Source organism: Polaromonas sp. CG_9.11 (assembly GCF_015752225.1).
In the GTDB taxonomy this organism is placed as follows: Bacteria; Pseudomonadota; Gammaproteobacteria; order Burkholderiales; family Burkholderiaceae_C; genus Polaromonas.
On sequence record NZ_JADOVE010000001.1, the window covers coordinates 201,887 to 224,590 of the forward strand.

Annotated in this window: 14 protein-coding genes and 6 pseudogenes; 8 read left to right on the top strand and 12 right to left on the bottom strand. The window is 61.9% G+C overall.

All coding sequences use genetic code 11. The annotated features are described in order from the left end of the window. Positions 1–113 precede the first annotated feature (113 nt). Positions 114–1,166 carry a quinone-dependent dihydroorotate dehydrogenase gene (locus tag IWX85_RS01025; RefSeq protein WP_196868441.1) on the bottom strand — a complete coding sequence of 351 codons (1,053 nt, stop codon included), beginning with the start codon at positions 1,164–1,166 and terminating at the stop codon, positions 114–116. 127 nt (positions 1,167–1,293) lie between these two features. Here IWX85_RS01025 and rpiA point away from each other — a divergent pair, with 127 nt between their 5' ends. The 3 genes and pseudogenes from rpiA to IWX85_RS01040 all read left to right on the top strand — a co-directional run. Further along, on the top strand, positions 1,294–1,965 hold the full coding sequence (gene rpiA / locus IWX85_RS01030) for a ribose-5-phosphate isomerase RpiA (RefSeq protein WP_036810649.1): 672 nt from the start codon (positions 1,294–1,296) through the stop codon (positions 1,963–1,965). Positions 1,966–2,063: 98 nt separating this feature from the next. Next, on the top strand, positions 2,064–2,594 hold the full coding sequence (locus tag IWX85_RS01035; RefSeq protein ID WP_196868442.1) for a DUF2062 domain-containing protein: 531 nt from the start codon (positions 2,064–2,066) through the stop codon (positions 2,592–2,594). A gap of 494 nt (positions 2,595–3,088) precedes the next feature. Beyond that, positions 3,089–3,643: pseudogene (locus IWX85_RS01040) on the top strand (transposase); the annotation flags it as partial. On the opposite strand, the pseudogene IWX85_RS01045 reads toward IWX85_RS01040, so the two are convergent. The 4 genes and pseudogenes from IWX85_RS01045 to IWX85_RS01060 form a co-directional block, all read right to left on the bottom strand. After that, positions 3,639–3,779 (bottom strand): annotated as a pseudogene (locus IWX85_RS01045) (LysR family transcriptional regulator); the annotation flags it as partial. The pseudogenes IWX85_RS01040 and IWX85_RS01045 overlap by 5 nt on opposite strands. 121 nt (positions 3,780–3,900) lie before the next feature. Next, positions 3,901–4,584, bottom strand: a complete 684-nt coding sequence (locus tag IWX85_RS01050; protein WP_196868443.1) for a glutaredoxin family protein — start codon at positions 4,582–4,584, stop codon at positions 3,901–3,903. Between the two features lie 40 nt (positions 4,585–4,624). After that, entirely contained in the window at positions 4,625–6,676 is a 2,052-nt protein-coding gene (locus tag IWX85_RS01055; RefSeq protein ID WP_196868444.1) for a M3 family metallopeptidase, read from the bottom strand. A gap of 107 nt (positions 6,677–6,783) precedes the next feature. Next, positions 6,784–7,260, bottom strand: coding sequence for a YhbY family RNA-binding protein (locus tag IWX85_RS01060; RefSeq protein ID WP_036810657.1), 477 nt, complete (start codon positions 7,258–7,260; stop codon positions 6,784–6,786). Positions 7,261–7,301: 41 nt separating this feature from the next. On the opposite strand from IWX85_RS01060, the gene IWX85_RS01065 reads away from it, so the two are divergent. The 4 genes from IWX85_RS01065 to glmM all read left to right on the top strand — a co-directional run bounded on the left by IWX85_RS01065 (position 7,302) and on the right by glmM (position 12,566). After that, the gene (locus IWX85_RS01065) at positions 7,302–8,030 is read left to right on the top strand and encodes an RlmE family RNA methyltransferase (RefSeq protein WP_196868445.1); all 729 of its coding nucleotides are present in this window, start codon (positions 7,302–7,304) and stop codon (positions 8,028–8,030) included. Positions 8,031–8,191: 161 nt separating this feature from the next. Then, positions 8,192–10,117, top strand: coding sequence for an ATP-dependent zinc metalloprotease FtsH (gene ftsH, locus IWX85_RS01070; protein ID WP_196868446.1), 1,926 nt, complete (start codon positions 8,192–8,194; stop codon positions 10,115–10,117). 124 nt (positions 10,118–10,241) lie between these two features. Further along, positions 10,242–11,087, top strand: coding sequence for a dihydropteroate synthase (folP, locus tag IWX85_RS01075; RefSeq protein WP_196868447.1), 846 nt, complete (start codon positions 10,242–10,244; stop codon positions 11,085–11,087). Between the two features lie 147 nt (positions 11,088–11,234). After that, positions 11,235–12,566, top strand: coding sequence for a phosphoglucosamine mutase (glmM, locus tag IWX85_RS01080; protein ID WP_036810667.1), 1,332 nt, complete (start codon positions 11,235–11,237; stop codon positions 12,564–12,566). 95 nt (positions 12,567–12,661) lie between these two features. On the opposite strand, the pseudogene IWX85_RS01085 reads toward glmM, so the two are convergent. The 4 pseudogenes from IWX85_RS01085 to IWX85_RS01100 all read right to left on the bottom strand — a co-directional run. Then, a pseudogene (locus IWX85_RS01085) lies at positions 12,662–13,584 on the bottom strand (dihydrodipicolinate synthase family protein). Positions 13,585–13,586: 2 nt separating this feature from the next. Beyond that, positions 13,587–14,734, bottom strand: a pseudogene (locus IWX85_RS01090) (L-rhamnonate dehydratase). Positions 14,735–14,763: 29 nt separating this feature from the next. After that, positions 14,764–15,686 (bottom strand): annotated as a pseudogene (locus IWX85_RS01095) (4-hydroxythreonine-4-phosphate dehydrogenase PdxA); the annotation flags it as partial. Positions 15,687–15,690: 4 nt separating this feature from the next. After that, positions 15,691–16,081: pseudogene (locus tag IWX85_RS01100) on the bottom strand (Bug family tripartite tricarboxylate transporter substrate binding protein); the annotation flags it as partial. Between IWX85_RS01100 and IWX85_RS01105 the strand changes: the two are divergent. Then, a complete protein-coding gene (locus tag IWX85_RS01105; protein WP_370584163.1) occupies positions 16,047–16,796 on the top strand; it encodes a LysR substrate-binding domain-containing protein in 750 nt (249 codons plus the stop codon). The pseudogene IWX85_RS01100 and the gene IWX85_RS01105 sit on opposite strands and share 35 nt — an antisense overlap. Before the next feature lie 98 nt (positions 16,797–16,894). Here the strand turns inward: IWX85_RS01105 and IWX85_RS01110 are convergent, their stop codons facing one another. The 3 genes from IWX85_RS01110 to IWX85_RS01120 form a co-directional block, all read right to left on the bottom strand. Next, positions 16,895–17,038 (bottom strand): DUF3149 domain-containing protein, encoded by a 144-nt coding sequence (locus tag IWX85_RS01110; RefSeq protein ID WP_196868448.1) that lies wholly within the window; start codon positions 17,036–17,038, stop codon positions 16,895–16,897. Between the two features lie 216 nt (positions 17,039–17,254). Further along, entirely contained in the window at positions 17,255–18,676 is a 1,422-nt protein-coding gene (locus IWX85_RS01115) for an efflux transporter outer membrane subunit (RefSeq protein ID WP_196868449.1), read from the bottom strand. Between the two features lie 107 nt (positions 18,677–18,783). Then, a complete protein-coding gene (locus IWX85_RS01120) occupies positions 18,784–22,050 on the bottom strand; it encodes an efflux RND transporter permease subunit (protein WP_231379440.1) in 3,267 nt (1,088 codons plus the stop codon). Positions 22,051–22,704: the final 654 nt, after the last annotated feature.

Genomic DNA, 22,704 nt, shown 5'->3' on the forward strand with positions numbered 1-22,704 from the left:
ACAGCATGGAAATCAACGTACATGCCCTGGCGCACTTTCAGGCAACCGTTAAGCAGCTTTTCAATCGTTTGAAACTATCAAAATAATAGCTGCTCGCACACGCCGCTATTGCGCTAACGGCACTTTTTAATCGCATTTGCAGCCTCGGCGACGAGTGCCGGGCCTTTGTAGATCAGGCCGGTGTAGATCTGCACCACGTCGGCGCCGGCCTTGATCTTGGACACCGCGTCCAGCCCGCTCATCACGCCGCCCACGCCAATGATGGGAAAGCCCGTGCCCAGTGCGGCGCGCAGCTGGCCGATGACGCGGTTGCTCGCCGCCAGCACCGGCGCGCCGCTCAGGCCGCCGGCCTCCTCGGCATGGCGCTGGCCCTTGACGGCGTCGCGGCCCAGCGTGGTGTTGGTGGCCACGACGCCGTCCATCGCGTGGCGTTTCAATGTGGCGGCAATCACTTCGACCTGCGCGTCGTCCAGGTCGGGCGCAATCTTGACAAAAATCGGCACGCGCTTGCCATGCCGGCTGGCCAGCGTTTCGCGGCGTTCGGCAATCTGGCCGAGCAGGGCGTCTAGCGCCTCGTCGCTTTGCAGCGCGCGCAGGTTCTTGGTGTTGGGGCTGGAGATGTTGACGGTGACGTAGTCGGCATGCGGGTACACGCCATCAAGACAGATCAGGTAGTCGTCCACCGCATTTTCAATCGGCGTGGCGGCGTTCTTGCCGATGTTCAGGCCCAGCAGCAGCGAGCTTTTCGCGCCTGGCTTGCGAATGCTCGACTTCTGCACATTGACGAGGAAAGCGTCCAGCCCGTCGTTGTTGAAGCCCAGGCGGTTAATTAATGCATTGGCCTCTGGCAGGCGGAACATACGCGGCTTCGGGTTGCCAGGCTGCGCCTTGGGCGTCACCGTGCCGACCTCGACAAAGCCGAATCCCATGGCGGCCAGGCCGTCGATGCAGCGTGCGTTCTTGTCCAGCCCGGCGGCCATGCCCACCCGGTTGGGAAAGCTCAAGCCGGCAAGCTCGACCGGATCGTTGACCCGCGTACCGCAATACAGGGCTGACAGCGGCGTGCCCTGGGTGCGCGCCAGTGACGCCATGGTCAGGTCATGGGCGGTCTCGGGGTCGAACCCGAATAAAAAGGGACGGGCCAGGGCGTAGGGGAACAGGGACATTGGATAATTCGGGCTGAGAGCGGTGGATTTGTGTGGGCTTGGCGAAGCGCTTGGGCCCGAAAGGCATGAGCCGCGATTGTCGCAAAAACTGTTTCATCCCAACTGCATTTCCCCAACAAAGCACACCATGACCCAAGACGAGCTCAAAACCCTGGTTGGCCAGGCCGCCCTGCATTACATCGAGGACGGCAGCATCGTTGGCATCGGCACCGGCTCGACGGTGAACAAGTTCATCGACGCGCTGGCGACGATGAAGGACCGGATTCTAGGTGCCGTGTCCAGCTCGAACGCTTCAACCGAGCGGTTGCAGGCGCTGGGCATCAAGGTCTTTGATGCCGCCGAAGTCGACGAACTCGCGGTGTACATCGACGGCGCCGACGAGATCGACCACGCCGGCCACATGGTCAAGGGCGGCGGCGCGGCGCTGACGCGCGAGAAGATCGTTGCCGCGCAGTCGCGCCGCTTCATCTGCATTGCCGACAAGTCCAAATACGTCGCCACGCTGGGCGGCTTTCCCCTGCCGGTCGAGGTCATTCCGATGGCCACGCGGCGCATTGCGCGCCAATTCGAGGCCATGGGCGGCGCGGCCACCGTGCGCCACAAGGGCGGCCAGCCGCTGGTCACCGACAACGGTCAGCACATCCTGGACGTGACCGGCCTGACGATTGCCGATCCGCTGGCCTTCGAGTCGCTGGTCAGCCAGTGGCCCGGCGTGGTGACGGTGGGAGTGTTTGCGTTCCAAAAGGCGCATGTTTGTTTGCTGGGAACGGACGAGGGCGTTGAAACCCTGGTGTTTTAAGCGCCTTTCCATTGACGGGCGCGTTGTCCTTGTCTTTGTTCGTCAGCAGCCGTGATGCGTAACGTCAGAGCTGCTTGTCCACCCGGAAACCATGACACATGAGCCTGCTTGAACGATTGCGCGCCCGCATCCCGAGCCGTGCGCAGATCAGCCGCAACCCCTGGCTGGCCTGGCTCGGCCCGTGGCTGGACCAGCCCAAGCTCTGGCACTGGTCCCGGCGCGGCGTGGCGATGGGCGTGGCCGTGGGCGTCTTTTTTGGCCTGCTGGTTCCGGTGGCTCAGATTCCGCTCTCGGTGGGAGCGGCCATGCTGCTGCGCGCCAACGTCCCGGCTGCCGTGGCCAGCACGCTCGTCAGCAATCCGCTGACCTTCGCCCCGATCTATTACGGCGCCTACCGGCTGGGCATCTGGGTCACGGGCGAGAAGGCAGTGCACAAAGACCTCGAAGTCATCGGCACGGAGGAGATCGAAAACACCCTGAGCCTGTGGCAGCGCATCGCCGCCCTGGGCAGGCCGCTGGTGGTCGGGCTGTGCATCACCGCCGTTCTGATGGGGCTGCTCAGCTATGCAGTGATCTCGCTGGTCTGGCGCTGGCGGACGGTGTCGAAACGACGCAGCAGAACGCGTTGAAGCTTGCCCCGTATGCCTGCCGGGCACCGCCGTTCATGGCGTTGGTGTCTTTCCCGGCTGCAACCTTTGCGCGCAGCGTAATGAATCCACGGCAAGGTTCATTGATTTGGCCGGCCTGCTCGAATATCTTTGCTTTCAATGCGATTTTATGGAGCAAGCATGCAGTCTCAAACTCGCCCCCGGTCGCGGGACACCCGCCTAACTTTCATGCAGCAAGGCGTGCAGCACCCCGGATCATGAAAGACACTGCGAGGGTGTGTAGTCGCCCAGAGGCGGAGGTCGCGAAAACTTTTGATGGCTTTGGACCGCGAAACCTAACTCGACCCGCCACCATTGACTCGTACCCCGGATTGCTTGGCACCGCCTCTTGCGAGGTGTCTGACAGCGCACGTTAAAAAGCGCCGTCAGACTTGCCTGACAGGCCGTTCAATGGAGGCCCCCTTGGGCGACGACACGCCTTGGAGTGTCGTGTTTTTCGTTCAAGGAGAAGCGTGATGGAACTCACGCCGATCTATAAACGCGTCATTGGACTGGACGTTCACCAAGCCAAGATCAGCGCCTTTGCGGTAGCCGAGCAGCCCGACGGATGGGTGACTGTGGACTCACGCGAATTTGGCGACTTCAAGCGTGACCGTCGGGTGCTGGCCGAGTGGGCCAAGTCAATTGCTCCCGAGGTGGTGGTCATGGAGAGCACGGGCATTTACTGGAAAAGTCCGTTTGCAGCGTTGGAAAAAGTAGGCATCGTTGCCTGAGTTCTCAATGCCCGGCACGTCAAAACTGCGCCTGGGCGCAAGACCGATGTGGCCGATGCGCAGTGGCTCGCCACGCTGGCGCGTGCGGGCTTGCTGCGCGCGTCCTTCATCTCGCAGGCCGACATCCGTTACAAGCGTTTGATTGCCCGCCAGCGACAAAAGCTCGGCGGCATGCTGGCAAGCGAGTAGAACCGGCTGCACAAACGGCTGGCCGATGCGGGCATCCGGCTCAATGTGCTGGTCTCGGACATTCACGGTCAAGCCGCTCGTGCGATGGTCAAGGCTTTGATCGCAGGCAGTGAAGCGCGCAGTGCACGCTGACCGTGCTGACATTGAGCAACTCGGCCGCACGCGTCTGGTTGCCGGTTTCCATGTACGCCAGCAGAACCTCCAGCTTGCGGAAGGTGATTTCTTCGCTGTTTCGTTGGTGCATGGCGGCCTTTGTGTGCCGCATAGTGCCAAACGTGCAACCAAAAAACTTCAGCAATGACGCAGCGCTTGCCCGTAACCGATCTGTTGATCGGCGGGCTCTAATAACATGGTCTTCACATCGATCAGAATTTGATGCCGGCCGGGTTGCTGCTGTCGGCAGGCGCCTGTACCGGACGTGTCGCAGGGGTTTTTGTCGCCGCTTTCGGCGCTTTGCTTTCTCCATAAGGCGGCGGCGCCGGCAAGGGTGAGCCGGCCACCAGCGGCACGGGCGCAGGCAGTTGGTAACCGGACAGCAAGACCGAAGACTTTGGATAACCGGCGGCGTTCAGGAACTGGGTCCATTCGGCATCCGAAAAGCCCTTGAGCTGCTGGCTGCCTATGGTCAGGAAGGGCAGTGACGCTTCACCACTCAGGCGCTGCAGCGCCTCGGTGTCAGCGACCGTCGTGACCGTTTTTTCGCTGAATGGAACGCCCCGGGTGGTCAGCAGCGAGCGGCCCGCGCCGCAGGGTAAGCAGTTGTCGCCCGTGTACAGGACCACCGGGTATTTGAGCGCCACCTGTCGGAGTTCGAACGGCAGGCCGGCGCGCGCCGGGGTGCTCGTGCCACCATAGGCGTTGGCTTCGCTGATACTTGCATGGGGGGCCGCCGCGGGTGGCGGACGGTCTGAAAAGGTCAGCTTGCCATCGGGCCCGACAATGCGGTAAACCTGCTGCGCCTGCACCTGCAATGAAGCCAGTGCGCCGGCTGCCAGCCCCAGCGCCAGCAGTGCCTTGCATCCGGAAAAACACAATGCGCTTGATTTCATGGGACCGGTCCAGTCATGCAAAGTATTTTCAGCAAGGGTTTCAAGCCATGCCCTGATGGCGCAGCAAGGCGTCGAGTGAAGGTTCGCGGCCTCGAAATGCCTTGAACGACTCCATGGCGGGGCGGCTTCCGCCCGCTTCGAGGATGGCCTGGCGGTACTTTCTCCCGGCTTCCACGCTGACCGTCGATTTGCCGCTTCCTGCTTCGTCGTTGGCGGCTGCGGTTTCTTCAAAAGCCGCATACGCGTCGGCCGAAAGCACTTCAGCCCACTTGTAGCTGTAGTAGCCCGCTGCGTAGCCGCCTGAGAAGATATGGCTGAAAGTATGTGCCGTGCGGCTGTAGGCCGGCGCGGAAATCACCGCCACTTCCCGGCGCACCTCATTGAGCAGGCCCATCAGGTCCTCGTCCGGGTTGTGCGAGGTGTGCAGCAGCATGTCAAAGAGCGAAAACTCGACCTGGCGCAATGTCTGCATGCCGCTTTGGAAGTTCTTGGCGGCAAGCATCTTTTCAAACAGTGCGCGCGGCAGCGGCTCGCCAGTATCGACGTGCGCCGTCATTTGCCCGAGCACTTCCCACTCCCAGCAGAAGTTTTCCATGAACTGGCTTGGCAGTTCGACCGCATCCCATTCGACGCCGCTGATGCCCGAAACATCGTGCTCGTTGACCTGCGTGAGCATGTGGTGCAGTCCGTGGCCAAATTCGTGAAACAGCGTGGTCACGTCATCATGTGTCAGCAGCGCCGGCTTGCCGCCGACGCTGTCGGCAAAATTGCACACCAAATGGGCAACAGGCGTTTGCAGCTTGCCGGTATCGGGGCGCAACCAGCGGGCACGCACATCGTCCATCCAGGCACCGCCGCGCTTGCCGGTACGGGCGGGCTGGTCAAGGTAAAACTGGCCGACCAGTTGGCCATCGCGCTCGATGCGATAAAAAGCCACGCCGGGCTTCCACACAGGCGCTGAATCCTCGCGAATCTGCACCTCGAACAGGGTTTCGACAATCCTGAACAGGCCTGCCAGGACCTTGGGCGCGGTGAAGTACTGCTTGACTTCCTGCTCGCTGAAGGCATAACGCTCTTCCTTGAGCTTTTCTCCGATGTAGGCAAAGTCCCAAGGCTTGGGGTCCGACTGGTTCAGTTTCTCGGCCGCGAACCTGCGCAGGTCGGCGATGTCCTTTTCGGCATATGGCCGGGCGCGCCGGGCCAGGTCGCGCAGAAAGGTCACGACTTCTTCAGGCGACTTGGCCATCTTGGCCACCACCGAGACTTCGCCGAAATTTTGGTAACCCAGCAGTCGCGATTCTTCCTGGCGCAAGGCCAGGATTTCGCGCATCACGGCGCTGTTGTCAAACTGGCTGAATTCGGCCGGTGCTTGGTCGCTGGCGCGCGTAGTGTAGGCCTTGTAAAGCTTTTCACGCAGGTTGCTGCTGTCGGCGAACTGCATCACCGGCAGGTAGCTTGGCATTTTCAGGCTCAGCCGGTAGCCGGCCTTGCCCTCGGCCTCGGCCTGCGCCCTGGCAGTTTGCAACACGTCTTCTGGAACGCCTGCAATTTCGTCATCGGTGGCGTAATAGGCAAAGGCATCGGTGGCGTCAAGCGAGTTTTCACTGAATTTCTGGCTGAGTTCAGCCTGGCGCTCCTGGATTAGCGCGAATCGCTCCTTGGCTGCACCCGTCAGTTCGGCACCCGAGAGCACAAAGTTGCGGATGGCATTCTTGTGTGCCTGACGCTGCTCGTCATTCAGACTCGCCACGTCGATGGCCTTGTACTTGGCATACAGGCGTTCGTCGGCGCCCAGGCGCGTCCAGAATTCGGTGACACGGGGCAGGGCGGCGTTGTAGGCGGCGCGCAACTCGGGTGTGTCCGCCACACTGTTCAGGTGACTGACGGCCCCCCAGGCGCGGCCCAGATTTTCGGTGGCCACGTCGAGCACGCCGGCAATGCCGCTCCAGGTCGCTGCAAAGTCGGCCGCCGTGACCTGCGCCAGCGCCGTTTCGGCTTTGGCGAGCAAGTCGTCCATCGCCGGGCCGACATGCGCGGGCAGGATCTGGTCAAACAGGGGAACGTCGGAGAAATCGAGGAGTGGATTGGTCATCACGGTTAGCTGTGGGCGGGTAGGGGGAATCTAAAGGCCGCAGGTTGTTTTGGCCACGAAAATGCAAAAACCGACCAGCGAGGTCGGTTAAAGGCTTGGGGGTAAGGTCAGTCTTGCGAGCGTTTCTTGACGCTGACTTGCTGCCGGGGCTTGGCGCGCTTGACGCTGCCACCCGGGGTGAGGCGCTGGTTGCCAAGCACGCGCAAGGTCTTGACTTCCGGCCGCTGGCCGTAGCGCGAACTGTTCTTGAGCACCTTGACATCGCGCGGGCCGGCCATGCGGTCTTCGGTGACTTTTTTCTCTTTCTCGGGAACCGGCCGCCAGAACACCAGCAGCTTGCCAATGTGCTGGATGGGCGCGGCGTCAAATTCCTCGGCCAGGGAGCGGAACATGTCTTCGCGGCCTGCGCGGTCGTCGGACTGGACCCGGACCTTGATCAGGCCATGGGCGGACAGTGCAGCGTCGATTTCCTTTTTTACATTGTCGGTGAGGCCGTCAGAGCCAATCATCACGACGGCATTGAGATGATGCGCTTCAGCGCGGTGGTCTTTGCGCTGGGCAGGGGTAAGTTGTATTTGAGCCATACGCAATTATCGGTGGTGTCGGGAAGACGACAATAGGCGCCATGAAAGTAAATGCCAAGTCAGACCACAAGCTCCTCCCCAAATCGACCCCAAAGGTGGCGGTCAAGGGTGATGCAAAAGGTAAAAAAGTCAACAAGGCGTGGTTGCACGACCATATCAACGACCCTTATGTGAAGCAGGCCCGCAAAGAGGGCTACCGGGCCCGTGCGGCCTTCAAACTCAAGGAAATGGATGAGACGCTGGGTTTGGTCAAGCCTGGCGACTGCGTGGTCGATTTGGGCAGCACGCCCGGCGCCTGGAGCCAGTATGTGCGGCGCAAGCTCTCGCCGACCGGCGCCGCTGCGGGCGCGCTCAATGGCCGCATCATTGCGCTGGACTTGTTGCCCATGGAACCCATTGAAGGCGTAGCCTTCATCCAGGGCGATTTCCGGGAACCCGACGTGCTGGAAAAACTGGAACTGGCCTTGCGCTCGGAGCAGGGCGCCGTCAAGGTTGATCTGGTGATTTCGGACATGGCACCCAATCTGTCCGGCATTGAGTCGGTGGATGCAGCGCGCATCGCCCACTTGGTCGAACTGGCGGTGGAGTTTGCCCAGTCCCGCATGAAACCGGACGGCTCGCTGGTGGTGAAGCTGTTTCACGGCAGCGGCTATGACGACCTCGTCAAGCTTTTTCAATCCACTTTCAAAGTCGTCAAACGCATAAAACCCAAGGCTTCACGGTCAAATTCTTCTGAAACCTTTCTGGTTGGCAAGAGTCTGAAAATGTGACGTGAAGATGAAATCCAGTTACTGGAACTGAAAACATCCTGTTAAATCCGTGCCATGCAAAGGGACGCAAAGCCTTAATCGTCGGTTTAGCCTCTTGAAACGCCTAAAATAAGGCGCATGTGCGATGCAGTCGGTTTTGGATTCATATATCGGAGCAGTCCTTGAATAATCAGTGGTTTTCTAAAGTAGCAATCTGGCTGGTCATTGCCATGGTGCTTTTCACCGTGTTCAAGCAATTCGACACGCGCTCTGGCACTGGCTCTAATTACTTGGGTTACTCCGAGTTCCTTGAAGAGGTGCGCGGCAAGCGCATCAAGGCGGCGACCATTGCCGAAGGTCAGGGGGGCACTGAAATTGTGGCTACCACGACCGACGACCGCAAAATCCGGACTACCGCCACCTACCTGGATCGTGGTTTGATTGGCGATTTGATTGCCAACGATGTGAAGTTTGATGTCAAGGCGCGTGAAGAAGGCTCGTTGCTCATGACGCTGCTGGTCAGTTGGGGACCGATGCTGCTTCTGATTGGCGTGTGGGTGTATTTCATGCGGCAAATGCAGGGGGGCGGCAAGGGCGGTGCCTTCAGTTTTGGAAAATCCAAGGCGCGCATGCTGGACGAATCCACCAACACCGTGACGTTTGCTGACGTCGCGGGCTGCGACGAGGCAAAGGAAGAAGTCAAGGAAGTGGTCGATTTCCTGAAGGACCCGGCCAAGTTTCAGAAACTCGGCGGTCGCATTCCCCGCGGCTTGCTGCTGGTTGGCCCCCCGGGTACGGGTAAAACCTTGCTGGCCAAGGGAATCGCTGGCGAAGCCAAGGTCCCGTTTTTCTCGATTTCCGGTTCCGACTTTGTTGAAATGTTCGTCGGCGTGGGCGCTGCCCGGGTTCGCGACATGTTCGACAATGCCAAGAAAAATGCGCCATGCATTATTTTTATTGACGAAATTGACGCCGTTGGCCGCCAGCGTGGTGCCGGTGTGGGCGGTGGCAATGACGAGCGCGAGCAGACCTTGAACCAGATGCTGGTCGAGATGGACGGCTTTGAAACCAATGTTGGCGTGATCGTGGTGGCTGCCACCAACCGCCCCGACATTCTGGATGCGGCCTTGCTTCGCCCAGGCCGTTTTGACCGCCAGGTGTATGTCACGCTGCCTGACATTCGCGGCCGCGAACAGATTCTCAATGTACACATGCGCAAGGTTCCATTGGGCCAGGACGTGAACGCCAGCGTGATTGCGCGCGGTACCCCTGGCATGTCTGGCGCCGATCTGGCCAATCTGTGCAACGAAGCCGCCCTGATGGCCGCGCGCCGTAGTGCCCGCACGGTGGAGATGCAGGATTTTGAGAAAGCCAAGGACAAGATATTGATGGGCCCCGAGCGCAAGAGCATGGTCATGCCCGAGGAAGAGCGTCGCAACACGGCTTACCATGAGTCTGGCCATGCACTGCTTGGCAAGATGCTGCCCAAGTGCGATCCGGTGCACAAGGTGACCATCATTCCGCGTGGCCGTGCCTTGGGTGTCACGATGAGCCTCCCAGCGCAGGACCGCTATAGTTATGACCGCGAATACATGCTCAGCCAGATCAGCATGCTGTTCGGTGGCCGTATTGCTGAAGAAGTGTTCATGAACCAGATGACCACCGGCGCGAGCAACGATTTCGAGCGCGCCACGGGACTGGCCAGGGATATGGTCACGCGCTACGGTATGACCGATGCGCTCGGCCCCATGGTCTATGCAGAGAACGAAGGCGAAGTGTTTCTGGGCCGGTCGGTGACCAAGACCAACAACATGAGTGAAGCCACGCTGCAAAAGGTCGACACCGAGGTGCGCCGCATCATTGACCAGCAATACGACATAGCCCGCAAGCTGATCGAAGACAACAAGGACAAGATGCACGCGATGGCCAAGGCCTTGCTGGAATGGGAAACCATTGACGTCGAGCAGATGGACGACATCATGGCCGGCAAGGAGCCACGTCCTCCCAAGGACTGGACGCCGCGCAATCCTTCCGTTGGCAGCGGCGGCACCGGCCCCAGTGGTGGCAGTCCAGCGGTCACGACTGACCCGGCGCCCAACGCTGCCTGATTGAACCGTCAAGTTAGCCGCACAACCTAGAAACCGGGGCCCGTCCCCGGTTTTTCTTTGGGGCTGCCGTTTTGGCCACGACCCGCTTCATCGTTCAACCCGTTGTCACCAGCAAGGAAATTTTGTGATCTGGCAAACCTCGCGCTTTCAGCTCGACCTGTCGCAACCCCGCGTCATGGGCATTGTCAATGTGACGCCAGATTCGTTTTCTGACGGTGGACGCTATGACGCCGCCACAGAAAACTTGTCAGCCGTGTTGGCCTATTGTGAAAAGCTGGTCCACGACGGTGCGGACCTGCTTGACATAGGAGGCGAATCCACCCGTCCTGGCGCATGGCCGGTACCGCTGGAGCAGGAGTTGGCCCGCGTGCTTCCGGTGGTTCGCCATGCCGTCACCCTGGGCGTCCCGGTTTCGGTGGACACGTACAAGCCCGAGGTCATGCGCGCCGTACTTGATCTTGGCGCCGACATCATCAACGACATCTGGGCGCTGCGCCAGCCTGGCGCACTGCAGGCCGTGGCGGCACATGCGTCCTGCGGTGTCTGCCTGATGCACATGCATCGCGAGCCGCAAACCATGCAGACAACGCCCATGCAGGGTGATGTACTTCCTCAAGTGCTTTCTTTTCTGGAGCAGGCAGCCCGCAGCCTGCAAGCCCTGGGTGTCGAAAAATCCCGTATTGTGCTGGATCCGGGTATTGGTTTCGGAAAGACCGTCGAGCAGAACTTTGCCCTGCTGGCACGCCAGCGTGAATTGCTGGCGGCTGGCTATCCGCTGCTCGCGGGCTGGTCGCGCAAATCATCGCTGGCGGCGGTTTGCGATGATCCGGCAACTGCTTCGCCTGCGGGGCGCATGGTTCCCAGCGTGGTGGCCGCATTGCTTGCCGTCGAACGGGGGGCGCGTATCGTGCGAGTCCATGACGTACGGGAAACTGTGCAGGCGCTGAAAGTCTGGAAAGCCGCCAGCTGACAGCCGCAGGCGCCGGATGCTTGATTGTTGCGGTGCACAGTAAATGGTAATCACACCGTCCAAGTCCAAAGGACGGCCATAAAATCAGTGCCAAGTCGTGCCTTTCCTGGGCTGAACACTGCTGGACAACTTCAAAAATCAACACCCATGACAAGAAAATATTTTGGCACCGATGGCATCCGCGGCACGGTAGGCCAGGCCCCCATCACGCCTGATTTCGTACTTCGACTGGCCCATGCAGTGGGACGTGTGCTGCGCAGGACCGAAGCACGCCCGACCGTCCTGATCGGCAAGGACACCCGGATTTCAGGCTACATGCTGGAAAGCGCGCTGGAGTCCGGTTTCAACTCAGCCGGCGTTGACGTGGTGCTGCTCGGCCCGCTTCCGACGCCCGGCGTTGCCTACCTCACGCGGGCGCAGCGCGCCAGCCTGGGCGTGGTGATCAGTGCCAGCCACAATCCCTTTGCCGACAACGGCATCAAGTTTTTCAGTGCGCATGGCACCAAGCTCAACGACGAATGGGAGGCCGCGGTGGAAGCCGCACTTGATGAGCCGCCAGTCTGGGCAGATTCAGCGTCACTCGGAAAAACCCGTCGGCTTGACGATGCTGCCGGACGGTATATCGAATTCTGCAAAAGCACGTTTGCCAACGACCTCACGCTCAAAGGCCTGAAGATTGTGGTCGATGGCGCGCACGGGGCGGCCTACCAGATCGCACCCATGGTGTTTCATGAACTGGGGGCGGAGGTGATCGCCATTGGCTGCGCGCCTGATGGCCTGAACATCAACGACGGTTTCGGTGCAACCCATCCGGATGCACTGGTGGCGGCCGTGCGCGCCAACAACGCTCACTACGGCATCGCACTGGATGGAGACGCCGACCGGCTACAGGTAGTCGATGCCGAAGGCCGGTTGTTCAACGGCGATGAAGTGCTGTTCCTGATGGTCAACGAGCGCCTGGCACGTGGCGAAAAGGTTCCTGGCACCGTCGGCACCCTGATGACCAACATGGCCGTGGAAGTGGCGCTGAAAGCCAAAGGCCTCGAGTTTGTGCGCGCCCAGGTCGGTGACCGCTACGTGCTTGAAGAGCTCGAAAAGCGCGGCTGGCTGCTGGGCGGCGAGGGCTCGGGCCATTTGCTGGCGCTGGACAAGCACACCACCGGCGACGGCCTGATCAGTGCGCTGCAGGTGCTGCAGGCCTGCGTGCGCAGCCAGCAGACGCTGTCGGAACTGCTGTCGGATGTGGTGCTGTTTCCGCAAACCCTGATCAATGTCCGGCTCAAGCCGGGTCAGAACTGGAAAGACAGCACCGAGCTGGCGGCGCAAACCAAAGCGGTGACGGCCGAACTGGGCGACACCGGACGTATCCTGATCCGGGCCAGCGGCACCGAGCCGCTGCTGCGCGTGATGGTCGAGGCACGTGATGCCGCGCAGGCCAGGGCCTGTGCCGAGCGGGTGGCCGACACTATACGGTCTTGAACCCGGCGCGAGAGCTATTTATTGATGAAAATAGGATTTTGCGCAGTATCCTTGGGTATCTATAGCTATTGAATACATAGCAATTACGTGCCCTTTCATTTTCCCCAGCGCCGCACTATCGGGTCCAGCCGCCGGGCGGTTTCCAGCAGGCCCTGGCGCACCTCGGGGTGCATGGCCGGAAACGGATGTCGTGGTGCTTCGCAGTCGATGATGCCGCCGGCCTTCATGAGCGCCTTGGGTGTCAGGATGCCGCCCTGGCGGTTTTCATAATTGATCAGCGGTAGCCAGCGGGTGTATTGGGCGAGGGCTTCCTCTCGGTTGCCAGAGGTTTACGCATCCATGATCAACCGGATGCCGTCGGGGAAGGCGCCACCCGTCATGGCGCCGGTGGCGCCGGCATCCAGGTCGGGCAGCAGCGTGATGGCTTCCTCGCCGTCCCACGGGCCCTCAATCGCATCGCCGCCCAGGCGGATCAGCTCGCGCAGCTTGGACGCCGCGCCTGCGGTCTCAATCTTGAAATACGACACCTGCTTGATTTCTTTCGCCATTCACGCCAGGAAGGGCACCGGCAGCGGCGTGCCGCTCAGGGCGCATCCTGGATCATGATGGGAATGTCGATGGCGTCCGACAGCGCGGCATAGAACTCGTAGATCTTTTCCTCGCTGGCCCGCAAGGTGGCGCCGTGGTAGGGCGGCTTGACCATCACCATCACCATCGCTGCGCCCATGTCCTGCGCGCGGCGCCTGCGTTCGGGGCAGACCTGAGTGCCGAAATGGGTGGTGGTGACGATCACCGGCACGCGGCCCGCCACATGCTTGAGGATGGCGGCCGTCAGCACCTCGCGCTCGGCGTCTGACAGCAGGAACTGCGCTGAAATGTTTGCCAGGATGCACAGGCGGGTGAAGCCGGCGTCGACCATGAAGTCGATGCAGCGCAATTGGCTCGGCAAATCAAGCTCGCCTGCGTCCTTGAACGTGGTGGGCACCACCGGAAATACGCCCTGGTATCGTGCTGTCATGGTCACTCGATGATGTTGAACTGGTCCAGGAACCCGGTCTTCGGGGTCAAGCCCAGGCCGGTCTTGTGGTCGTCGAGCTGGACGAAGCCGTTTTCGGCCACCGGCTCGCCGTCGAAGATGTAATAGATCGGCTCGTTGCCGACTTCGACGTCGAACATGGGGAAGTATTCGCTCATCGGCGATGCCAGCGTGCTCATGGTCAGGGGGCAGTTGTGCATCTGGCCGGCGTGCGGAATGACGGGCACGCTGTGGGCTTCGCACCGCGCATTGATCTTGTGCGCGGCCGTGATGCCGCCGACGCGGTTGGTGTCGTACTGCACCAATCTGACGGCTTTTTTGTCCAGCAACTGCTTGAAGCCGCAGAGGCTGAACTCATGCTCGCCGCCCGAAATCGGGATGCTGGTGAGTTGGTTCAGCTCGGCATAGCCGTCGATGTCGTCGGCAATCACGGGTTCCTCCAGCCAGCGCGGCTCAAACTTTTCCAGCTTGGGCAGCATGCGCTTGGCGTATTCCAGGATCCAGCCCATGTCGCACTGCAGCATCAGGTCGTTGTCGTAACCGATGACCTCGCGAATCGCCACGCCTTTCGTGCCGTGCGCGGGGCCATAGCCGAAGCGGGACTTGAACATGGTGAAGCCCTGATCCAGGTATTTTTGCGCCTCGGCCTGCATCTCGTCCAGGTTGATGCGGTAGAGCTTGGAGTAACAGACCGGAATTTTTCCTTGGTGCGCCCGCCCAGCAGCTTGAACACCGGCTTGCCGACCGACTTGCCCCGGATGTCCCAGATCGCCAGGTCAATCGCCGAAATCGCCGCCATCGTCACGCCCTTGCGGCCCCAGGCGTGGGTGGCGCGGTACATGCGCTGCCACAGGTATTCGTAGTCCCACGGGTCCTGGCCCAGCACCAGCGGGGTCAAATACTGGTCGATGATGGCCTTGGCAATCGCCGGGGCCAGGGCGACATTGCCCAGACCGGTGATGCCGTCGTCGGTCTCAATCTCGACCACCGACCACGAATGAAAGCGGAGGGTGCGCATGGATTCGGTGTTGGAATACACCAGGTCCATGGCGTTGGAGCAGAAATTGCCCTGTGGCGGAACGGTCTTGCCCTTCCACTCAAAAACACGGGCGCGTACGGATTTGATTTTCATGGGGATGACTCCCGGGTTTTCGGGAATGAAGCCGTGCCGTGCGCCGGTGTGGTGATGGGCATCGGCAGGCCGCCCTGCACCGTCACGCCCTTGCTGAAACCCATGAGCTTGATGGCGATCTGGCCCTGGTCGTGGTGCATGGTGACGATGGCCTGGTAGTGGCCGTCATGTGCTTTCAGGAAAATCGTGTTGGCAGAAAGGGGCCATCGACCGGAAAACCGCTGGCGTGCAGCGCTTCAACCGCTGGCGCAATGATGTCGATTTCCTCCTGTCCGCAGACGCCGCCGTCGCCGCCATGCGGGTTGAAGGCGGCAATCGCCACCTTGGGCGCGGCCGTGCCACTGGCTTGCAGCGACTGGTAGATCAGCCGGGCAGCGTCCACGGTGCGTTCCTTGCTGAGCATGGCCGCAGCGGCTTTCAGAGGAATGTGCGACGACACGCGCGAAGTCCACAGGTCGCCCAGCGTGTTGAACTCGCAAAAATAGCCGGTCACGCCCAGGTAGTCGGCAAAGTGGTGCAACTCGTTCTCATGCTGCATGCCACCCATCTTCATGGCTTGCTTGTTCAACGGCGCAAAACAGATGGCATCGACTTCGCCGTGCTTGGCGCCGTCCATGCACAGGTCGAGCACCTTGAGCACCGCCGTGCCGCAGGCGGCCAGCGCCTGGCTGCGCTGTACGTCTGCCGGCTGAATCGTGTCAACGGCCAGAAATGCGGGCAGATGCTGGACCGCGCGGCTGCACACTTCGGCCAGCGACGCAACGGCTTGCGTGGCGATACGGTGGCCGGCAATGGCCTGGCCGTCCTGCCACAGCCAGGCGTCACCCACCAGCACGATGTTGGCGCCGTCCGTGATGCCAGGCTGGCTGAGGAGGCGGGCGATCAGCTCGGGGCCAATACCGGCCGCGTCGCCCAGGGTCAGGGCGGTGACCGGGTTCTGCTGCGTGTTCATGGCTTCAGTCCAGCTTGATGTTTTTGCGGGTGATCTGCTCGGCATAACGTTTGTTTTCCGCCGTGTGAAAGGCAGCGAACTGGGCCTGCGTCATCGGCGTCAGGTTGGCGCCGATGGCGCTCAGCCGGCTGTGCGTTTCAGGCATGGCCAGCAGGGTCACTTCGGTGTACACGCGATCCTGCACTGCCCTGGGTGTCGAGGCGGGCATATAAATGCCGTACCAGGCATTCATTTCCACACCCTTGAGACCGGCTTCCGCCATGGCGGGCACATTGGGTCGTTGCGGATTGCGTTTGGTGCTGGCTACCGTCAGGGGTTTCATGCGGCCATTCCTGATCTGGCCGATGACCGATGGCATCGGTGTCAAAACTCATCTGCACCTGGCCGCCGACCAGCGTGCTGGGCTATTTCCGGGGAATGCGGGGTTCCATCGAGTCGATGACCCGGGTATTGGCTGAATTGCAGCTGGGAAGTTCGGGCCGCCTGTCGGTGGACAGCATCATGGCGCCGTCGCCGACCTTGCTGGCGCAGGCCATCATCGCGCTGAAAAAAGCCTATCCGCTGCTGTCGCTCGATGTCACGCTCGACACCAGCGACCGGCTGCTGGAGCTGCTGCGAGAAGGCGTGCTGGCTGTGGCGGTCGGGCGGATTCGCGGCGGGCAGTGGGCCGACTATGAATTCACGCCGCTCGAAAACGAGGCACTGGCCATTGTCGTCGGCATGCATCACCCGCTGGCCCGGCAGAAATCAGTGCCGTTTGACCGTTTACTGGGCTACCCGTGGATATTGCAGCCCACCGGCAGCCCGATGCGCGAGGTGCTGGAACAGGAATTCAGGATGCAGCAGGCACCCTTGCCACGGGGCCTGATCGAAACCGCGTCCATCCTGACCACCACCAATTTGATTGCAGAAACCGACATGATCGGCGTCGTGCCGCTGTCGATTGCCGACACCTACGCGCGCCATGGGCTGCTCCGGGTGTTGCCATGCCCCATCCGGCACAAGATGGAATCGTTTGGCTCCATCACCCGAAGGGACAGGCCGCTGATCGAAGCCACGCGGTTTTTTCTGGCGGCACTGCATCAGCGGGAACAACCCGCCGGTGTTTAGATAAACTGCTATATTTTTTATAGCTACCTACGTTCGCCAGTATTGCGCAAAGTGCCTGTTTGGTCGTTAACCGACGGTGCCGCAGGCACGCGGGCAGCTTATTTGCGGGAGACCGTCGGATCGTGCTTCATCTTGCCCGTGAACAGGCGAAGAAAGAACACCCCCATGCCCATCATGAAGGCAATGCCGATGATGCTCATCAGGCCATAGTCGGTGGAAAACAGGTCAGTCATCAGTTTCATGGTGGTCGCTCCCTTTGTTGATGGGACTATCCCCCATTCGCTTTAGGGGCATGCTGATCCAGGTCAACAATGGGTCGTTGCAGACGATTTTCAGGAACATGGGGCATATCGTCAGCGCAACGCCTGGCAAAAATGTTGCCTGGCCGGTGTTGCAGGGCAGTTATCCAATGAACCCCGTCCAGAAAGATCAACCGTTGGTGCCGGGCGCCGCCAGCGTCATGGCCCTGCCTGCCAGCCGCCGCCGAGCGACTGGATCAGCGCCACGGCCGTGGTCTGGCGGTCGGCCATGGCCTGCACCAGCGCGCGGCGCGCACTCAGTGCGGTGGCCTGGGCGGTGATGACTTCGGTGTAGCTGACCTGGCCGCTGCGGTAGCGGTTCAACACCTGCTGCTCGACCTGGTCGGCGGCTTCGGACGCCTGGCGGCGCAAATCCTGTTGGATCAGCAGGACGCGGGTGGCGGCCAGCTGGTCTTCAACGCCTTGGAAGGCGGTCAGCACGGTTTGTCGGTAACGCGCCACCGCTTGCGCATGCGCGGCTTCGCTGCCTTGCACGCGTGCGGTGGTGGCGCCGGCATTGAACAGGCTTTGCGCCGCCGACAGGCCGAGCGACCAGACGCTGCTGGACGCGCTGAACAGGTCGGCCACGCGGCTGGCGCCGAATCCATACGACGCACCCAGCGGCAGGCTGGGGTAATAGGCGCTTCTCGCAATGCCGATCTGCTCGTTGGCCACGGCCACGCGGCGTTCGGCAGCGGCAATGTCGGGGCGGCGCTGCAGCAGCGTGGACGGAACGCCGGGCGGCACTTCGGGCACCCGGGGGTTCCACGCGGCAGGCGCGAGTGAAAAATTGCCCGGCGCTTCGCCCACCAGCACGGCGATGGCATGTTCGAGTTGCGCGCGCTGGCGCACCAGCCCGGCATCGTCGGCCTGCGCATTGGCCCGCTGGGTTTGCGATTGCAGCACGTCGGTTTTGGCCGAAATGCCGGCGCTGTAGCGATTCTGTGTGATCTCCAGCGTGCGCTGAAATCCGGCCAGCGTGTTTTCCAGCAGCGCTTTTTGCGCATCCACCTGGCGCAGCGTGAGGTAATTGATCGCCAGTTCCCCCTGCGCCGACAGCCGGGCCGACGCCAGGTCGGCGGCGCTGGCCTGGGCGCTGGCCGAGGCACTGTCCACCGCGCGGCCCAATCGGCCCCACACATCGGGCTCCCAGCTCGTGCCGATGCTGGCGCTGAAGCTGTGGCCCGTTCTGCCGCCGTTGACGCTGGTCGAGCTGCTCCCCGAGCTGCTGTGCGAGCGATTGGCTCCGCCATTGAGCGTGACGGAGGGAAACATCGAGGCCCGCTGTTCACGCACCAGTGCGCGCGCCTGCGCATAAGCGCCCACGGCTGCCGCGACGTTCTGATTCGACACCTCGACCCGCGCGGCCAGCTGGTCGAGCACCGGGTCGCCGAACAGTGACCACCAGGGGCCGCGTTCCAGCGCATCGGCGGGGGCAGCGGGCACCCAGCCAGCGGCTTCCTTGAAGGCGCTGATGTCCGGCGTGGAAGGGCGCTGGTAATTGGGGCCGACGGCGCAGCCGCTGACCGCTAAAACCAGTGCGGCAACCGTGAAAAGGTGAAAAGGCAGTTTTGAACGCATGGGCGGCTTTATGAATTCGTCATTCCGGCCTTTGCGGGACCGACGGTTGCGGGGTGGGGCTTGACCAGGCACAGGATTTTTTATGATGGTTTTGCGTCCGCTGGCCCTCACCCCAGCCCTCTCCCAGAGGGAGAGGGCGCAAGAGGGTGCGGCGCCATATCCGACATCTCAGGCGGCTCGTGCGGATGGCGGCTCAGGTGGCGTTCCGACACACTGCGGCGGCGCAGCTTGTCGAGCAGCACATACACCACCGGCGTGCTCAAGAGCGTCAGCAACTGGCTGGCGATCAGTCCGCCAATGATGGTGATGCCCAGTGGCCGGCGCAGTTCCGCCCCTTCGCCAAAGCCGATGGCCAGTGGCAGCGCGCCCAGAATGGCGGCCATCGTGGTCATCAGGATCGGCCGAAAACGCAGCAAACAAGCCTCGCGCACCGCTTGCACGGCCGTCAAGCCGCGCGCGCGTTCGGCGTCCAGCGCGAAGTCGATGATCAGGATGGCATTTTTCTTGACAATGCCGATCAGCAAAAAGATGCCGATCAGCGCAATGATCGACAGGTCCATCTTGAACAGCAGCAGCGCCAGCAACGCGCCCACGCCAGCCGACGGCAGCGTCGAAATCACCGTCAGCGGGTGGATCAGGCTTTCGTACAAAATGCCAAGCACGATGTAGATCACCACCAGCGCCGCCAGGATCAACAGCGGCTGCTCGCCCTGCGACTGCTGCGCACTGAGCGCCGTGCCCGAAAAGCTGCCGCGCACGTTGTTGGGCAGGCCGATCGCGGCTTCCGATTCCCGGACGGCGGCCTGCGCATCGCTGAGCGTGCTGCCGGTGGCCAGGTTGTAGGAAATGGTGGTCGAGAGTTCGCCGTCTTCATGGCTGATCGATGCCGCCGCCGAATTTTCACTGAAGCTGGCAATCGCTGACAGCGGCACCATGGTGGTGACGGCGGTGGTCAGCACCTGGCCAGACGACGGGTCGCGCAGGGCAGGGTTCACGACGGACGTGCCGGTAGCGCCCGAAGCCGTGCTGGCGGCGGCCGTGTTTCTGGCCGGCACATAAATGTCCTTCAGCGCCTCGGGGCTGCCGATGTAGCGCGGCGCCACCTGCATGATGACCTTGTACTGGTTCATCTCGCCATAGATAGTCGCCACCTGGCGCTGGCCAAAGGCGTTGTACAGCGCGTTGTCGACGTCGCGCGAACTCACGCCGAGCCGCGCGGCGCTTTCCTTGTCCACCGTGACCATGGTCTCGACGCCGTTTTCTTCCTGGTCGGTGTCCACGTCAGTCAGTGCGCTGGCGCCCTTCATCTGGTCGGCCAGCCGCGTCGCCCATCGTTTCAGGTCGGCGGCGTTGTCGCTTTTCAGCGTGTACTGGTAGGTGGAATTGCTCTGCCGGCCGCCGCCGCGCAAGTCCTGCACCGGATTCAGGAAGATGCTGACGCCGGTGACCTGCGCCAGTTTCGGGCGCAGCCTCGCAATCACCGCCTGGCCCGAGTCGCTGCGCTGCGCGACTGGCTTGAGGTTGATGAACATGAAGCCGCCGCCAGCGCGTGAGCCGCCAGTGAAGCCGACCACGGTATCGACCGCCGGGTCGGCGCGGATGGTGTCCACCAGCTGCTTGAGCTTGCTTTGCATCGACTGGAAGGAAATGCTGCGGTCGGCGCGCAGGAAGCCGTTGATCTGGCCGGTGTCCTGCTGCGGAAAAAATCCCTTGGGCGCGGCGATGTACAGATAAACATTCAGCCCGATCACGGCCAAGAGGCTCAGCATGACCAGCAGTTTGGCTGAAAGCGCCCAGTCCAGTGCGGTTTCATAACTCTTGAGCAGGCGCTTGAAGGTGTTTTCGAAAGCCCGCGAAATACGTCCGGGCGGCTGATTGCTCGACGGCGGCTTGAGCAGCCAGGCGCACATCATCGGCGTGGTGGTGAGCGAGATCACCAGCGAGATCATCACCGCCGCCGACAGCGTGACGGCGAATTCGCGGAACAGCCGGCCGGTCTGCCCGCCCATGAACAGCAGCGGAATGAACACCGCCACCAGCGACAGGCTGATCGACAGCACGGTGAAGCCGACCTCGCGCGCGCCCAGCAGCGCTGCCTTGAAGCGGTCCATGCCGGCTTCGATGTGGCGGCTGGTGTTCTCCAGCACCACGATGGCGTCATCGACGACGAAGCCGGTCGCCACCGTGAGCGCCATCAGGCTCAGGTTGTTCAGGCTGAAGCCCAGCAAATACATCACGCCAAACGTCCCCAGCAGCGACACCACGGTCGCCACGGCCGGAATGAAGGTGGCGCGCACGCTGCGCAAAAATGCGCTGACCACCAGCACCACCAGCGCAATCGAGATCAGCAGCGTGACCTCGATTTCGTGCAGCGAGGCGCGGATCGAATTGGTCGAATCCGATGCCACCTGCAGATCCACATCCGGCGGCAGTTGCGCCTGCAGCTCGGGCAACAGCGCGCGCACGCCATCGACGGTGGCGATCACGTTGGCGTCGGGTTGGCGCGTGACCAGCACGACGACCGCCGGCTGGCCGTTGAACAGGCCGAGCGTGTTGGTGTTTTCCACGCCATTGCTAACCTCGGCCACATCGCTCAGCCGGATCGCCGCGCCGTTGCGCCAGGCGATGACCAGCCCCCGGTAATCGGCCGCGCGCAGCCCGCCCAATGCGGTGTTGCCGGCGGCATAGATCTGCAGCCGCTGGCCGTTGCCTTCAATCGCGCCGCGCGGCCGGTTGGCATTGGCCGCCTGCAGCGCGGCACGAACGTCTTCCATGCTGACGCCGTAGCGGTTCAGGGCGAAGGGCAGCAGCTCGACGCGCACAGCGGGCAAGGAGCCGCCACCGAGTTCGACATCGCCGACGCCCGGCACCTGGGCGATTTTTTGCTGCACCAGGCTGGAGACTTCGTCGTAGATCTGGCCGGGCGAGCGGGTCTTGGAGGTCAGCGCCAGGATGATGACCGGCGACGAGGCGGGGTTGGCCTTGCGGTAGGTCGGGTTGCTGCGCAGCGTGGCGGGCAGGTCGGCGCGCGAGGCGTTGATGGCGGCCTGTACTTCACGGGCGGCCGAGTCGATCTTGCGGTTCAGTTCGAACTGCAGGCTGATGCGGGTCGAGCCGGTGCCGCTTCTGGAGGTCATTTCGTTGACGCCGGCGATCACGCCCAGGCGTCTTTCGAGTGGCGTGGCGACGCTGCTGGCCATGGTGTCGGGGGAGGCGCCTGGCAGCGAGGCGCTGACCGAGATGACCGGGAAATCGACCTGGGGCAGGGGGGAGACAGGCAGGACGAAGAAGGCGCCTATCCCGGCCAGGGCCAGGCCCAGGGTCAGGAGGATGGTGGCGATGGGGCGGTGGATGAAGGGGCCGGACAGGTTCATCGCTTGGCCCCTGCTGGTTTACTTGCTGAATTTATATGGAAAGCTGCTTTTGCGCAGGTTGGGTGGTCGTTGGTAGCTATTGAATTTATAGCTGACCGTTTTTTTACTTGGGCCTGGTTTTTTTTTGCGTTGGCCTGCTGGCTGGGGGGTGCCCGGCGGCAACTCACTTTTCTTTGCTTCGCCAAAGAAAAGTAAGCAAAAGAAAGGCGACCCGGCTGTCTGGGTCCCTGCGCTGCGCTACGGGCAACCTGTGATGAGAAGCAAAAGCGGGGGTCCGCGCAAACTCGCCTGCGGCTCAAACAGCGCGCGGCCCTGATCCCGCTTTTACCGCTCATCGCAGGCCCAGCCAGAACGGGATTGGCGGGAGCGGGAACGGATGCGGATTCGGGTGCGGGAACCCCCGCTTGTGCATGAACGATAGGGCGGTCGATGAAGGGGCCGGACAGGTTCATGGTGTTGCGCCTGTTATCCGTTCAGCTGCGGATTTGTTCGCGTTGAGCTTTGCTTGGGCCTGCTGGCCGGGGGTTGCCCGGCGGCAACCTACTTTTCTTTGCTTCGCCAAAGAAAAGTAGGCAAAAGAAAGGCGACCCGGCTGTCTGGGTCCCTGCGCTGCGCTACGGGCAACCTTTGAGCGCCAGGAAAAACGGGGGTCCG

Excerpts from the sequence above, each read along its gene's own strand:
- IWX85_RS01065 (WP_196868445.1), top strand. The coding sequence starts at position 7,302 with ATGAAAGTAAATGCCAAGTCAGACCACAAGCTCCTCCCCAAATCGACC.
- IWX85_RS01110 (WP_196868448.1), bottom strand. The coding sequence starts at position 17,038 with ATGAAACTGATGACTGACCTGTTTTCCACCGACTATGGCCTGATGAGC.
- rpiA (WP_036810649.1), top strand. The coding sequence starts at position 1,294 with ATGACCCAAGACGAGCTCAAAACCCTGGTTGGCCAGGCCGCCCTGCAT.
- IWX85_RS01050 (WP_196868443.1), bottom strand. The coding sequence starts at position 4,584 with ATGAAATCAAGCGCATTGTGTTTTTCCGGATGCAAGGCACTGCTGGCG.
- glmM (WP_036810667.1), top strand. The coding sequence starts at position 11,235 with ATGACAAGAAAATATTTTGGCACCGATGGCATCCGCGGCACGGTAGGC.
- IWX85_RS01055 (WP_196868444.1), bottom strand. The coding sequence starts at position 6,676 with ATGACCAATCCACTCCTCGATTTCTCCGACGTTCCCCTGTTTGACCAG.
- IWX85_RS01035 (WP_196868442.1), top strand. The coding sequence starts at position 2,064 with ATGAGCCTGCTTGAACGATTGCGCGCCCGCATCCCGAGCCGTGCGCAG.
- IWX85_RS01025 (WP_196868441.1), bottom strand. The coding sequence starts at position 1,166 with ATGTCCCTGTTCCCCTACGCCCTGGCCCGTCCCTTTTTATTCGGGTTC.
- IWX85_RS01060 (WP_036810657.1), bottom strand. The coding sequence starts at position 7,260 with ATGGCTCAAATACAACTTACCCCTGCCCAGCGCAAAGACCACCGCGCT.
- IWX85_RS01120 (WP_231379440.1), bottom strand. The coding sequence starts at position 22,050 with ATGAACCTGTCCGGCCCCTTCATCCACCGCCCCATCGCCACCATCCTC.
- IWX85_RS01115 (WP_196868449.1), bottom strand. The coding sequence starts at position 18,676 with ATGCGTTCAAAACTGCCTTTTCACCTTTTCACGGTTGCCGCACTGGTT.